11 protein-coding genes are annotated in these 15,222 nt (G+C 45.7%); 5 read left to right on the top strand and 6 right to left on the bottom strand.

Translation table 11 applies throughout. From position 1 onward, the window contains the following. Positions 1-41: 41 nt before the first annotated feature. The 6 genes from nuoC to rplU form a co-directional block, all read right to left on the bottom strand. Positions 42-1,817, bottom strand: a complete 1,776-nt coding sequence (nuoC, locus tag ACR64G_RS03395; protein WP_435980125.1) for an NADH-quinone oxidoreductase subunit C/D — start codon at positions 1,815-1,817, stop codon at positions 42-44. Positions 1,818-1,900: 83 nt separating this feature from the next. Then, positions 1,901-2,569: a NuoB/complex I 20 kDa subunit family protein gene (locus ACR64G_RS03390; RefSeq protein ID WP_435980124.1), complete on the bottom strand. Its 669-nt coding sequence runs from the start codon at positions 2,567-2,569 to the stop codon at positions 1,901-1,903. A gap of 65 nt (positions 2,570-2,634) precedes the next feature. Beyond that, positions 2,635-3,267 carry an NADH-quinone oxidoreductase subunit A gene (gene ndhC / locus ACR64G_RS03385; RefSeq protein WP_435980123.1) on the bottom strand — a complete coding sequence of 211 codons (633 nt, stop codon included), beginning with the start codon at positions 3,265-3,267 and terminating at the stop codon, positions 2,635-2,637. Positions 3,268-3,910: 643 nt separating this feature from the next. Next, positions 3,911-4,597: an outer membrane lipoprotein chaperone LolA gene (gene lolA / locus ACR64G_RS03380; RefSeq protein WP_435980122.1), complete on the bottom strand. Its 687-nt coding sequence runs from the start codon at positions 4,595-4,597 to the stop codon at positions 3,911-3,913. A 427-nt stretch (positions 4,598-5,024) separates the two neighbouring features. Then, complete coding sequence (gene rpmA, locus ACR64G_RS03375; RefSeq protein ID WP_435980121.1) at positions 5,025-5,282, bottom strand: 50S ribosomal protein L27; 258 nt, start codon at positions 5,280-5,282, stop codon at positions 5,025-5,027. 94 nt (positions 5,283-5,376) lie between these two features. After that, the gene (gene rplU / locus ACR64G_RS03370) at positions 5,377-5,688 is read right to left on the bottom strand and encodes a 50S ribosomal protein L21 (protein WP_435980120.1); all 312 of its coding nucleotides are present in this window, start codon (positions 5,686-5,688) and stop codon (positions 5,377-5,379) included. A 478-nt stretch (positions 5,689-6,166) separates the two neighbouring features. Between rplU and ACR64G_RS03365 the strand changes: the two genes are divergently transcribed. From ACR64G_RS03365 to hemB, 5 genes are all read left to right on the top strand, one after another. After that, entirely contained in the window at positions 6,167-7,186 is a 1,020-nt protein-coding gene (locus tag ACR64G_RS03365) for a polyprenyl synthetase family protein (protein WP_435980119.1), read from the top strand. A 347-nt stretch (positions 7,187-7,533) separates the two neighbouring features. Next, on the top strand, positions 7,534-8,907 hold the full coding sequence (locus ACR64G_RS03360) for an efflux RND transporter periplasmic adaptor subunit (protein WP_435980118.1): 1,374 nt from the start codon (positions 7,534-7,536) through the stop codon (positions 8,905-8,907). Between the two features lie 35 nt (positions 8,908-8,942). Then, on the top strand, positions 8,943-12,212 hold the full coding sequence (locus tag ACR64G_RS03355; RefSeq protein ID WP_435980117.1) for an efflux RND transporter permease subunit: 3,270 nt from the start codon (positions 8,943-8,945) through the stop codon (positions 12,210-12,212). Further along, positions 12,209-14,056 carry an efflux transporter outer membrane subunit gene (locus ACR64G_RS03350; protein ID WP_435980116.1) on the top strand — a complete coding sequence of 616 codons (1,848 nt, stop codon included), beginning with the start codon at positions 12,209-12,211 and terminating at the stop codon, positions 14,054-14,056. The genes ACR64G_RS03355 and ACR64G_RS03350 overlap by 4 nt, the downstream gene beginning before the upstream one ends. Positions 14,057-14,168: 112 nt before the next feature. Continuing rightward, complete coding sequence (gene hemB, locus ACR64G_RS03345) at positions 14,169-15,176, top strand: porphobilinogen synthase (protein WP_435980115.1); 1,008 nt, start codon at positions 14,169-14,171, stop codon at positions 15,174-15,176. Positions 15,177-15,222 lie beyond the last annotated feature (46 nt).

Raw genomic sequence — 15,222 nt, 5'->3', positions numbered from 1 at the left:
ATAGATCAATCTTATCTCTTAAAGGTACGGCTAATAATGTACTAGCGATCACAATCCGCCATGACGATATCAATTGATGCCAAATACATAATAGCGTCGGACACAAGCGAGCCATTGATCACTGACGGCATCTGCTGAATATGTGCAAATGTCGGCGTGCGGATACGGGTACGATAACTCATGGTTGCTTTGTCTGAGGTGATGTAATAACTGTTCAAGCCTTTAGTGGCCTCGACTATCGTCGCACATTCCCCCGCTGGCATGACAGGGCCCCAAGAGACGGAGATAAAGTGGTTAATCAAGGTTTCGATATCGTTTAGAGTACGATCTTTTGGCGGTGGTACTGATAAAGGATGATCAGCTTTGTACGGGCCTTGCGGCATGTTATCCATACACTGACGGATAATACGTAGGGACTGACGCATCTCTTCAACTTTGACCATACAGCGATCATAAGCATCGCCATTATAGCCAATAGGTACTTCAAAGTCGTAGTTCTCATAACCCATGTACGGGCGAGCTTTACGCAAATCAAAGTCGATACCCGTCGCTCGCAGACCCGCTCCTGTTACGCCCCAAGCCAATGCTTGCTTGGCGTTGTACTGTGCGACGCCTTGGGTACGACCTTTGAGTACGCTATTTTGTAATGCCGCTTTGACATACTCATCCAAGCGCTTGGGCATCCAGTCCAAAAACTCACGAACCAAGCGCTGCCAGCCGCGCGGCAAATCAGCGGCCGTACCGCCAATACGGAACCATGCCGGGTGCATACGATAACCGGTTACCGCCTCAATCACATCATATGCTTTTTGACGATCAGTAAACATATAAAACACTGGCGTCATCCCGCCTGCATCCTGAATAAAGGTACCGACAAAGAGCAAGTTGTTAGTAATACGGAAAAACTCACTCATCATCACGCGAATGGTCTCAGCGCGCGCAGGAATAGTAATACCAGCTAGTTTCTCAACTGACATGATATATGGAAGCTCATTCATCACCCCGCCAAGGTAATCGATACGGTCGGTATATGGAATATAGGAGTGCCAGGTTTGGCGCTCCGCCATCTTTTCCGCGCCGCGATGATGATAACCAATATCGGGAATACAGTCGACGACTTCTTCGCCATCAAGCTGTAATACCAAACGGAATGCACCATGAGCGGATGGATGGTTAGGACCGATGTTCAAGAACATAAAGTCCTCATCACGTCCTGAGCGTTTCATGCCCCATTCCTCAGGGACGAAGCGCAAGTTTTCTTGCTCATACTGCTGTTTTGCCGCATTCAAAAAGTATGGCGTAAATTCTGTTGCGCGCGCATGATACTCTTTACGTAACGGATGACCTTCCCAGTACTTAGGTAGCAAGATACGAGTCAGATGCGGGTGTCCACTAAAGACAATGCCAAACATATCCCAGACTTCGCGCTCATACCAGTTGGCATTGGGCCAGATATTAGTCGCGCTTGGCACATTGAGATCATCTTCATCCAAAGCCACCTTGATACGCACATCACTATTACGCTCAAATGACATCAGATGATAAAACACGGTAAAGTCACTATCAGGCAAGCCTCTACGATGTTGACGCAAACGCTCATCCATCGCCGATAAATCAAATAGCGTGACATAGGGCTTTGGCAGCTTACGTAGAAATAGGAGAATATCTAGCAGATCGGCGCGTGCCACCCATACTGTTGGAATCTCATCAACCGTATGCTGTACGACGAACTTACCCGCGTACTTATGCGTCAGTTCTTGAATGACTGCCGGTATAGGCTTGATCTTGGGATCTATATTATCGACTACCGTGACCATGAATGAGGGTTCCCTTCATTACTCATAACTGACTGTGATAAGCGCAACGCTAAACTTCAAATGCTCAATTGCAAAATGAGGCTTTAAATACTATCTGGACTACGCAAATTTTTGACTGCAATGCGATCCGCTTGTTTGCGATCGCGCTCAGGCGTCATTTGCGGCTGATAAATGCCTTGTTCATTGACGTGAATACCCAACGGACGACGCTCTTTGGTAATCGATTCTTGAAGGAGCATCAAGCCTTGAATCAGAGCCTCTGGGCGCGGCGGGCAACCTGGCACATAGACATCAACAGGAATAATCTTGTCCACACCTTGTACCACAGAATAGATGTCGTACATGCCACCTGAGTTAGCACAGGCGCCCATAGATATAACCCATTTTGGCTCTAGCATTTGTTCATATAGACGTTGAATAACCGGTGCCATTTTGACAAAACAAGTACCTGCGACAATCATAACATCAGCCTGACGTGGCGAGGCGCGAATGACCTCAGCACCAAAGCGTGACAAATCATGAACAGCGGTCAAAGTCGTCGCGTATTCGACGTAGCAGCACGAGGTACCAAAGTTAAATGGCCACAAGGAGTGCTTGCGACCCCAGTTGGCGGTCGAGTGCACCATGTCTTCAAGTCGACCCATAAAGACGTTTTTATTAACGTCATCTTCGATAGGATCATTGACCGTTTGACGAGTCTGGGCAGGATATTGTTCAGCGTCAGGATTGGCTTTTGTTAGTGTGTATTTCATAACAGATAACCTTTATTTAAATACGCGATGACATTAGAGGTAAGGCATTAGGTATATAGGAGCAATTATTTGATCGGTTTTTGCACGTTATCATACGACGCTGAGCTGGCAAAATCCACTGTGGTCACATTGCCTGTCGTATTGATATGATCAATATTTTGCAAATGACGACGATTGGTTTCGATATTGTTTGAGACATTAATCTGACCTGAGGACTGTGCAGGTATCTTGCCTGTTGGATCAATCATGAGCTCATCGACGCCATCGAACTTGGTAATGCTGGCTAAATTGAAACCTGCAGGCGCAGCGGTTAGGCGAGCCGTTTTGTGGCGCTTGTCAGCCGGTGCCCAGTTCATCGCACCCAAACTTAGCTCATAGACCAAGCCTATGAGTAGAATAATAATAAAGACAGCGGCAGCAGCAAAACCCACCCAGCCCGCCTCTACCACCGACACTGAATAAGCATACAAGTAGAGCGCTTCTAGATCGAAAATCACAAAAAAGATAGCCACCAAATAAAATTTGGCAGACAAGCGAATACGCGCGTTACCAGAGCCGACAACACCCGCCTCAAACACCTCTTCTTTTTGTGATCCGCTTGAGCGTCCACCGAGTAACCGCGGTACGACCAGCATGAATACGACCAAACCAATAGCGGCTAGAATAAAAGCAACTGCTGACCAATCAAAAGCAGACATGATAATCCTTGCTCCTCACCCAATCTATATAAAATGCTGACCCTAAAGGAAACATCATACAGATAAAATCACAGACAGCCTGTGCTGGTAATGACCAATTATCCATATTATTGACAACTCATCTCACTTAGCGAACACGTGCATCTGCTATCAACTAGCTTAAGCATTAAGTTGCGCGAGTAAAACATTATGCTAAGTGTATTGAGTTGATGATTGCGTACAAACTTATTAAATCAATATTTTTTAATTGATTTAATAGCTCATAACGTACGGTCAATAATAGGGTGACAACTGGTATAAAATGTTTACACACTATACGCATATCAAGGTTTAAAAGCCAGTTTTTAGATGTATTGACGGGTCACTTTATATGCTACAAAACGTGTATTTTTACGCGCATGTTGTGCTAGAAAATATACGTTTGACGCCCATTTCAAACTCTCAATGGTTTAGATCATGAGCGTTAAAGTAAAGAATAGAAATAGAATGCTAGACATTCTAATCACATAGAGTGTGCTTGCTGAGTAATAAGCACGCTCACCCAAACAATACGTATGACAAACTAAACTTTTAATAAAAAAGGGACAAGCCCAATAACGGCTTGTCCCTTTGTGTTTCTACTCTAGGCTTACTAATTTTAAGCCTACTGATTGATAACGTCAACGCCTTTTGGCGGCGTGAATTTAAATTGACTGCTATTGATACTGGGGTTGAGTTTAATATTGCTAAACTTGATCGACGTGGTCTGACCTAAAGTATCGTTAAGTACCATCATCACAGGTTTACCACCACTAAAGCTCATAGACAAACTTTTAAAGCTGGCATCATTTGATTTTGGATATAGCACATAATAATTTTTGCTCGCATAAGGCTGGGTCACCTTAAAGTTGCTATTGATTTTGCTAGGGTCACCTGAGAGTAGTAGTGCTGGCGTATTACCAACTTGAGTATCTACCCCTTGCTTGGTGGCTTGCTCTAGATCTTTATCATAAATCCACATTGAGCTGCCGTTTGCGACGATTAATTGCTCAGAGGGTGATGTCGTCTCCCAGCGAAAATTATTGGGACGCTCAACGCTCATAACGCCTTTAAAGGTGCCACTGCTTGCGCCTTTGGTCGTTTGCGTAAAGTTAGCGCTCATACTCTTAGTGTTGGTGAGTAACTTGTTTAGACGTTTGGCTGCGGTCAGATTATCAGCAGGTGCAGCTGTAGCGGCTTGCGTCATCGCTATCATGGGAGCTGCAACCCCTAGTGAGGTTACTAAAACGCCAGCTAGAGCGCCACCTATAATCTTTTGCTTAAAAGTTGTCTGCTTGGTTGAATAAGTCATTGCTATTCCTCTCTAAAATGCGCTATCGCATAAATGAAAATCAAAATTTTTAGTGTTATTTGATATCTACTGTTCAATACCTAATGCATCTATTCAAACGACGCTATTGGGCAATGACAACAGTGTGCCAGCTTTTTTATTACGCGCCTAGACATGATTTGCAATCATTACTACGCGGGACATACGCGCTTGTAACGCGGTCAGTAACGTCCATATCAACTTAGCTCATACGATTTTTAAACCTGATAATTTACATATCCACGTCACGTAAATTTGTATTGTGAAAATATAACTATCATCGTCAATATAATTTTTAGGCTTTATATCATAAACAGTATTCATATAAAAAGTCCCTACTACCAACGGGTAATAGGGACTTTATTGCTTGCTCTGCTATGATCTAAAAAGGATCATGAATAACTTGCAATTATGCGTTTTCAACCATGACGTAGCGGCGGTTAAATTTGCCTTTGGTTGCAAACTTTACCACACCGTCATTTAGTGCAAACAGAGTATGGTCGCGGCCCATGCCAACGCCTTCGCCTGCGTGGAATTCTGTACCACGTTGACGAACGATGATGTTACCAGCAGTGATCGTTTGACCACCAAAGATTTTTACACCAAGCATTTTTGGGTTTGAATCACGACCGTTGCGACTTGAGCCGGCAGCTTTTTTATGTGCCATGGATAATTCTCCTTGTTAATATGACTTATCATTTATGCGATAATTCTTAAGCATTCTACGCTATATCATCTGGCTTCTTGAGCCAAATTCAAAGTTAGGCGTTGATCGCTTTGATTTTTAACAAGGTGTACCATTGGCGGTGACCTTGCTCTTTATGATAATGCTTACGGCGATTGTGCTTGATGATACGGATTTTGTCCCCGCGACCATGCTCAACCACTTCAACTTCTACGCTAGCGCCGTCTACAGTAGGCTGACCGATTTTGATGTCATCGCCATCAACAACCATCAACACGTCTTCAAATGTGATCGTTTCGCCTTTCTCGCTTTTTAGTAATTCAACTTTTAAAAGCTCATCGACGACTACACGGTGTTGTTTGCCACCAGTTTTAATTACTGCGTACATTGTCTGACTCCGTTTAACCCGTGTGCCGTGGCTGATATTATACCAGCGCTTTTATGACGAACACGACAGGGAAAAATTAAAGGCAAGATTTTACTTGGCTTTTGCAGCAAAAGCAAGTCATCTCTCTTGTTCGTTTTGCACTTTTGTATCGCTATACCTAGGTTAAATAAAGTAAGCGCACGCGCAACATTGGAATATAGCGCTCGCTATTATAGCTTATCCAATCAACGACTTACAAACTGCGTTTTTCGTCTGATGAGATGATGTACATTATCATAATAAATAATACTATTATTGCCTAGGGATTACCGACTGTTTAAACACGATTTAATAGAGCACGCGCACTGAATGAGTCTTTTTAATACAGCGATTAGACTTGACAGCTATGCTATTATAGGCAAATTTATAACTTTACTATTTTCTTCTTATTAGCTTGTTTTATAAATGAGTTTTTACTCCCTTGATACGACGACTGATTATGACTAATGCCTCTTTATCTAATTCGCAAACCACCTCCGCCCCAAGCTATAGTGATATTCAGAACATAGTCGCATCAGACTTTGAGATTATGGATAAGCAAGTTTTTGGCAGCTTAAATTCCAAAGTACAGCTAGTAATGAGTGTTTCTCAGCATGTTATCAATGCAGGCGGCAAACGTATGCGCCCGCTGATAACGCTCTTATGCTCGCGGATGCTAAACGACGAACCCTCTACGCAGGCAATGCATTTAGCGGCAATTACTGAGATGCTACATACCGCAACTTTGGTTCACGATGATGTGATTGACGAGTCAGGACAGCGCCGCGGCAAGCCGACTGCCAATGCGACGTGGGACAATGCAACCGCCGTGCTCGTTGGTGATTATCTGATTGCTCGGGCGTTTAATCTACTCGTCGGTTTTGGAAGCTTGCCTCTTTTACAGTTGTTCTCTGATGGCACTTGCGATATTGCAGAGGGAGAAGTATTACAACTTCAGCATCAGCATAATCCAGCGGCGACCGAAACGGACTATCTCAACATTATCGATGGCAAAACCTCGCGGCTATTTATGATGGCAACCCAGGGCGCAGCCATTTTGCAAAGGCAAGAGGAGCATATGCAGGCGCTCTCTGACTTTGGTCAGCATTTCGGTAATGCTTTTCAGATTATTGATGATGTGCTTGATTATAGTGGTGACAGCGAGCTTATGGGCAAAAACTTAGGTGATGATCTTAGTGAAGGTAAACCTACCCTGCCAACAATCAAAGCATTAGAGCTATTAAAAGACAGTGATAAAAAAGGTTATGAGCAATTGCGGGTAGCGGTACAGACGGGCAAAACACCAAATGCTGAACACCTGATTGAATTAGTACGTCAGTCAGGTGCGCTCGCTTACTGTACAGCGCGAGCCCTGGAGGAGACGAGACTGGCACAGCAAGCGCTTAGAGATTTACCAGATAATCGCTATCGACTCGGACTCTATCAATTGACTGAGCTTGCTAGCGCCCGACTGCTTTAGTACATCTATTTAGACAAAATTATCGTCTACAACAAAAGTTAACAATTTGTTCGTAAAATCTGTTTATCCCTTGATACGGCCTGATTGTTAAGTCAACTTATAGGCTCTATAGGTAGCTAAAATAAATAGATTTTAGCTTAGGTCGCTCTTTATGACTTGACTATAGGGTGTACCCAATAGTTTATAATAATGAATACTTTTTTATTCACTCCCATTTTAATTCAATACTTAGACAACATCTAACGAGCGAAAGGTACAACCACTGCTTGTCAAGCATTAGATTATCTACGCTCACTTATATGTTCGCCCACTTTACTTATATCGTATCTATATCGACGAGGACCTTGATGAAGCACTCTACTCTTACGCTTGTAATGGCCGCTGTACTATCTGGAGCTGTACTGGTTGGCTGTGACAAAAAAGATGAAGACGCCGCAGCGGCGCAGCAACAGATGCCGCCTGCTGTTGTCAATGTTCAAACCGTCACTTTAGGCACGGTGCCTCAAGTTCAAACGTTTTCTGGTCGTACGGCGGCCTTTGAGACCGCTGATGTACGCCCGCAAGTAAATGGGGTCATTGATGCGGTGAGATTTCAAGAAGGCGGTAACGTCAAAAAGGGACAAGAGCTTTATCGTATAAACCCTGACAACTACACAACGTCTATCACCAGCGGAGAAGCTGCCATAGCACAGGCGCAAGCAAACTATCAAACATCGCTTGCCAATAACGCTAACGCTAAAGCTGAATTAGCCAGCCGTCAAGCGTCTCTTGCACAAGCGCTCAATGATTTGCAGCGCTTAGAGGGTCTTGTCAGTATCGATGCAATCTCAAAGCAACAGTACGATCAAGCACAGACACAGGTTCGTACCGCACAAGCGGCGGTACAAAGTGCCCAAGCAGCGGTAGGACAAACGCAGGCGGGTATTGAGAGTGCAAAAGCAGGTATTCAGACGGCTCAATCAGGCTTGGACGCTAGCACTTTGGACTTGAACCGTACTATCGTACGTGCCCCCATATCAGGTCGTACTGAACGCTCTAACGTAACAGCTGGTGCGCTAGTAAGCGCCAGTCAAACCAATCCGCTAGTTACGATATCCCGTCTTGATCCTATCTACGTTGACATTAGTCAGTCCTCATCCGAGCTACTCAAATTGCGTCAACAGCTCGCTCAAGGCAAAGCAGAAGCAGGCATGAATACGGTTGAATTGGTATTAGAGGATGGTTCAGTCTACCCAGTTCGCGGTCGTCTTGCGTTGTCAGAGGCTAAGGTAGATCAAGCAACAGGCGCCGTTACTTTGCGTGCTATTTTCCCCAATAATAATTTAGTATTATTGCCAGGCATGTATGTGACGGCGCGTTTAACACAAAGTGTCATTACTAATGCCGCCCTACTACCGCAAAGTGCGGTTATGCGCACACCAAAAAGCGAGACACAAGTTTACATCGTCGATGCTAACAACAAGATTCAAGTGCGACCCGTGACCGTCAACGGCACCTTTGATGGTCAATGGGTTATCACTGATGGCTTGCAAGCAGGCGATCAAGTCGTCATTATCGGCGGCGCAAAAGTCAAACCCGATCAAGAGGTAGTAGCCAAGCCACTCGAAGATGCCAACCCTACGTCATCTGGAACATCGGCAAATGCTGCCAAAACGCCGCAGCAAGCTTCAAAAACAACGAATGAGCCTGCTACTAAACAACCTACCCAAGCTGCTAATTAATTCCGTCCAAAGATAGGAAGACTTAGGGATATACTATGTCACGTTTTTTTATTAATCGCCCTATTTTTGCATGGGTAATGGCCATATTGGTCATGCTTATTGGGGTCATATCGGTCATTAACTTGCCGATTGAGCAGTATCCACGTATTGCGCCGCCGACTATTTCAGTCAGTGCAAGCTACCCTGGAGCAAACGCTCAGACTGTTGAGAACTCAGTGGTGCAGATCATTGAGCAGCGCATGAAAGGTCTTGACGGTCTGATGTACATATCATCATCAAGCTCTTCTAATGGCAGCGCTACGGTTACGCTTACCTTTGAGAACGGTACCGATTCTGATACCGCGCAAGTGCAAGTTCAGAACAAGCTACAATCAGCAATGAGCTCATTGCCTGAGTCTGTTCAGCGGCAAGGGGTCAATGTCAACAAATCCTCTAGTAGCTTTATGATGGTAGAGGCTTTTATCTCAGAAGATGGCACTATGGATCGCTCCGATATTGCTGATTATATCAGCTCAAATATCGTCGATCCGATAAGCCGCGTCGAAGGCGTTGGTGAGGTACAGTTATTTGGTTCTACCTATGCTATGCGTATCTGGCTCGATCCCAGTCGCTTGCGTAGCTACAATATGGTACCAAGTGATGTTGTCAATGCGGTTCGCGCGCAAAATGCTCAGGTCTCAGCAGGTCAATTAGGACAAGCGCCAGCGGACACTGATCAGCAAGTTATTAATGCTACGGTTACAGTACAGAGCTATCTACAGACCCCTGAAGAATTCGCCAATATTTTATTAAAGACAGACGTTGCAGGCGCTCAAGTCCGCTTAGGTGACGTGGCCGATGTTGAAATCGGTAGTGAGAATTATGGCGTTGTCTCTCAATATAATGGGCAACAAGCCGCAGCTTTAGGTATCTCTTTGGCGGGTGGTGCTAATGCGCTAGAAACCCGTGAAGCAGTAGGCGCTCGCATGGCACAGCTTGAAGCCAGCTTCCCAACCGGTCTGGCCTCAGTTGTTCCTTATGACACCACACCATTTGTACGCTTGTCTATTGAACAAGTTGTCATGACGCTGATCGAAGCGATCGTACTCGTGTTTATCGTTATGTTCGTCTTTTTACAAAATTGGCGCGCGACTATTATTCCAACATTAGCGGTTCCAGTCGTTCTGCTAGGTACTTTTGCGGTCTTGTATGTCGCAGGATTTAGTATCAACGTCTTGACTATGTTTGCGATGGTCCTCTCCATTGGACTACTAGTCGATGATGCCATCGTCGTCGTAGAGAACGTCGAGCGTATCTTAGAAGAAGATCCAGATATCTCTATTAAAGACGCGACCATTCAATCGATGGGCGAAATTAGCAAGATCGTTATCGGTATCGCGCTGATTTTGTCCGCAGTATTTGTACCGATGGCCTTCTTTGGGGGCTCAACAGGTGTCATTTATCGTCAGTTCTCAATCACACTGATCACCGCAATGGTGCTCTCAGCAATGGTCGCGCTTATCTTTACTCCGGCCCTTTGTGTGACTTTGCTCAAACGTAGCAAGAGCCACGAAAAAGGCAACACTGAAAAGCAAAAAGGGTTTTTTGGTTGGTTTAACCGTGGTTTCTTTACACTTAGCCGAAAATACGAAGGTTTTGTAGGTAAGAGTATCCGCTTTAAGTGGTTATATTTTATCGGCTACGCAGCTATCATCGGTGTTATGGTCGTGGTGTTTTTGCGTATACCAGGCTCGTTTTTGCCAGAGGAGGATCAAGGTATTATGTTTACCTTAGTCCAGCTCCCAGCGGGCTCCACGCTCGATGAGACCCAAGACGTTCTAGAAAAAGTACGAACGTATTATGATACCCAAGAGACCGATAATGTCGCCTCTGTGTTTACGATTGCAGGCTTTAGTTTTGCCGGAAATGGGCAAAATATGGGACTGGCGTTTGTACGGCTTTCTGACTGGGAGGCACGCGGCGGCGGCGACAATACCGCGCAGGCTGTTGCTGGTCGAGCAATGGGCTATTTCTTTACCCAATTGAACGAAGCACAAGTATTCGCTATTGTCCCTCCCGCTATTACTGAGCTTGGTAATGCCAGTGGTTTTGATTTAATGATTCAGGACTCTAGCAACCTTGGGCATGACGGATTGCTTGAGGCTCGTAACATGCTGCTCGGTATGGCTGCGCAGAACGAGCAAGTCGCAGGCGTGCGTCCGAACGGACAAGAAGATGCGCCGCAGCTCAAAGTCAATATTAATCAAGAGCAGGCAGCTGCTTACGGCTTATCGCTTGGTAATATCAATAGCGTCATCTCAACGGCTTGGGGTTCAAGCTACATCAATGACTTTATCGATCGTGGTCGTATCAAGCGCGTTTTTGTACAAGGAGAACCTAACAGCCGTACTAATCCTGATGATATTGGTAAATGGTATGTGCGTAATGAGACGGGTGATATGATCTCATTCGATGCGTTTTCTAATAGCGAATGGCAATCAGGCTCACCCCGTTTGACTCGCTATAACAGCCTACCGTCTATGAATATTCAAGGTAACGCTGCACCTGGTCTCAGTACTGGCGAGGCGATGAGCGCGATGGAGGCGATGATAAGTGAGTTGCCTGAAGGCGTGAGCTATGAGTGGACAGGCATGTCACTTGAAGAGCAAAAATCTGGTGCACAGGCCCCTATGCTCTATGCTCTATCTATCTTAGTCGTCTTTTTATGTTTGGCCGCGTTATATGAGAGCTGGTCTATTCCGTTCTCAGTACTTTTGGTTATTCCTCTTGGGGTTTTAGGCGCAGTCATATTTACTTGGCTAAGAGGTTTTGCCAATGATATTTACTTGCAGGTTGGTCTACTCACAGTCGTCGGTCTCTCTGCCAAGAATGCTATCTTAATTATTGAATTTGCAAAAGAGCACCAGGAAGAAGGGTATAGTCTTAAAGAGGCTGTTATGACCGCAGCACGTCAACGTCTGCGTCCTATTATTATGACCTCTCTCGCTTTTGGCTTAGGTGTTGTGCCCTTGTTCATTGCGAGCGGTCCTGGTTCTGGTAGTCAAAACGCTATTGGTACGAGTGTCGTCGGCGGTGTCCTTACTGCGACGTTCTTAGGGGTGTTCTTTATCCCTATGTTCTATATTTGGGTACGTAGCTTGTTTCCACACAAATACGAAAACAATAAGCCGCGTGATCCAGATGACGATAACCATGCAGAAAATAGCAATGAAGACGGCCCTAGCGGTTCCCCAACTGATGATACTCAAACTTTGGTTACCTCTGAGAGTTATCAGACAGCAAGCTTTGGAGACAATACACAATGAATATTAGCCCCTTTATTACGGTTCATTCGACCAGCAAATCAGTCACTGCCAAAAGACTGACGCTTGCTTGTATACCATTCAAACAAACCTTAGTGGGTCGCTCTACTCGCCTGCTAGGCTTAAGTGTATTGGCAATAAGCATGGCCGCCTGCAACACTATACCTAAGGTAGATACGACTCCTGTATTGGCTCAGCCTAATATTCCAATCAATGAGTCGTACAGCAACTTTGATAAAGAAACCGTCAGCACCCCGCAGCAGCCAAGCTTAGCAGGACAACGCTGGCAGGACTTTTATAGCGACGAGCGTCTAAAGGCCCTCATCGCTTTGGGGCTAGACAATAACAAAGACTTTGAGAGTGCACGCCTAGCGATTGAGCGTGCGCGCGCGCAGTACCGCATTACCGATATTCGTGATCTACCCACGATCAATGGTCAAGTGGACTACTCTCGCCAAAGCCAAGCCACGCCTCGAACCAGCTTGCCTGGCGGTGGTAGTGTTGGCGGTCGTCAAACATCAGACAGTTACGGTGTGAACTTAGGTCTTGCCAGCTATGAGCTAGACTTTTGGGGCCGGATTGATAGCCTAAAAGATCAAGCGTTACAGAATTTTTTGGCAACGACAGCAGCTAAAGACGCGACCAAAATTAGCCTAATTAGTAACATTGCTCAAAGCTATGCTAACTTGAGTTATAGCTTAGCGCAGCTTCGACTGGCAGAAGCGACCGTTGAGAGTCGTGAACGCTCACTGTTTATTGCTGACGCGCGCTTTAAAGCAGGTATCGATCCTAAATTGCCTTCTTTGCAATCATCAGCTGCACTTGAGAATGCACGCCTTGCGGTCCTGCGAGCGCAAAGTAGTATTTTAACTTCACGCAACGCACTACAGTTTTTGCTTGGCGCCCCAATACCAGGCGAGCTGATCCCAGCGCCTGCGGTCAGCAATATCACAACCCATCAAGTCTTTAGCGCAGGTCTACCCAGTGAGCTCCTCCGCTATCGCCCTGATGTCTTACAGGCAGAGTATAATCTCAAGGCCTCTGGTGCCAATATCGATGTGGCGCGCGCCGCTTACTTCCCAACGATTAGCCTTGCTAGTAGCGTAGGTCTGCGTAGTGATGGCTTGAGTGATCTATTCGATAGTGACTCCTTTGGTTGGTCGTTTGGTCCCAATCTCAGCGTACCTATCTTTGATGGTGGCCTGCTCGATGCTAATTATGAAGTGGCGCAAGTTGAGCGCAAGCAAAACCTTGCTCAGTACGAGAGAAGCATTCAAACTGCCTTTCGCGAAGTCTCAGATGTGCTAGCCACGCGTGCTACTTTAGGCGAGCAGTTGGCATCGCAGTACCGCTTACAAGATAACTTTGATCAAACCTATGAGATCGCTAATGCACGATTCAAGGCCGGTATCTCAAACTATCTAGATGTCCTTGATGCTCAGCGTTCCCTATTTTCGACGCAGCAAGGTATCTTAGATTTAGAATTGCAAAAATTAATCAGTCAAATTGAGCTATATCAAGCGCTCGGCGGCGGTGCTAATCTCGATGTGCCTACTACCGCTATCCCTGTGCCGCAGTACACCAACTTGACCAATATCGCAACTTTGGTCACTAACAATGCGGAAGCCAAAGCTGCCCAGGCGATTGACGCTGCTAGCTCAGCACGTGTAGTCTCCATGACCGACGCCATCGCCATCAAGCAAGCTGAAAGCTCGGATGACATGACTTTCAAACCAACCGCTATCGTCGATATTGATAATGACAACGATGCTGACGCGGCTGTGGGTTTACTGATTGATGAAAGTCGCGTTGAAACCGTACCAGTCACACAAATTGGTGAGCCATAAGTTGTTCGTTCAAGAGTGAGTCATAGTTATCGAAAATAAGATCAGCTCTGCCGCTTTGGCGGGGCTTTTTTACTTTTACAGTTGTCACTTTTTAAAATAATAAGGAATACTAATGTCCTATACTTTTAACCGTCAATTTCCCGAAACGCGTCTGCGCCGCTTACGTTATAACGATAACGTGCGCGCGATGATTCGCGAAGTTGAATTGCACCCCAAGCACTTTATTGCTCCTGTCTTTGTATTAGAAGGTAATAATCAGCGTGAAGCTGTCGCTAGTATGCCTGGCGTTGAGCGCTTATCCATTGATTTGACCATTGAATACGCCAAAGCCTTGTTAGCCGAAGGCGTGACGACTATCGATATCTTTCCTGTTATCGATAACTCGCTAAAAACGCCTGATGGCAAGGCAGCTTATGACGAAAATGGTCTAACCGCTCGTGCGGTTGCGGCGGTAAAGGATGCAGTGCCAGAGATGGTGGTTATGACGGATGTGGCGCTTGATCCCTATACGTCACACGGTCAAGATGGTTTGCTTGATGACAGCGGTTACGTCGTTAATGATGAAACGGTAGAGGTACTGGTCAAACAAGCCCTTGTCCATGCGCGTGCGGGCGCAGATATCATCTCACCTAGTGATATGATGGACGGTCGTATCAAGGCTATGCGTGATGGGTTGGAGAGCGAAGGCTTTACCAATACGGCTATCATGGCCTACTCTGCCAAATACGCCTCTGCCTACTATGGGCCATTCCGCGATGCCGTCGGTAGTGCAGGCAACCTCAAAGGCGGTCACAAGAAGCAGTATCAGATGGACTTTGGTAACCGTGCGGAGGCCTTGCACGAGGTCGCAATGGATATCGCGGAAGGTGCTGATATGGTCATGATCAAACCCGGTCAGCCTTATCTCGATCTTATTCGTGAAGTCAAAAACACCTTTGGCGTACCAACTTTCGCTTATCAGGTCTCTGGTGAATACGCGATGCATATGGCAGCGATTCAAAACGGTTGGCTCACTGATGCGGTGATCTTAGAGTCGCTCATTGGCTTTCGCCGTGCAGGCGCCGATGGAATTTTGACGTATTTTGCGTTAGAAGCTGCGCGCCAGTTAAATAATGCTTAACGATTAATTTGTCTACAATACTAAAAAGCTCAAAAACATGACGTCA

It is taken from the genome of Psychrobacter sp. DM4 (assembly GCF_051307035.1).
In the GTDB taxonomy this organism is placed as follows: Bacteria; Pseudomonadota; Gammaproteobacteria; order Pseudomonadales; family Moraxellaceae; genus Psychrobacter.
Note: the sequence above shows the minus strand (reverse complement) of the source record. Positions and strands in the feature narration are given on the sequence as shown.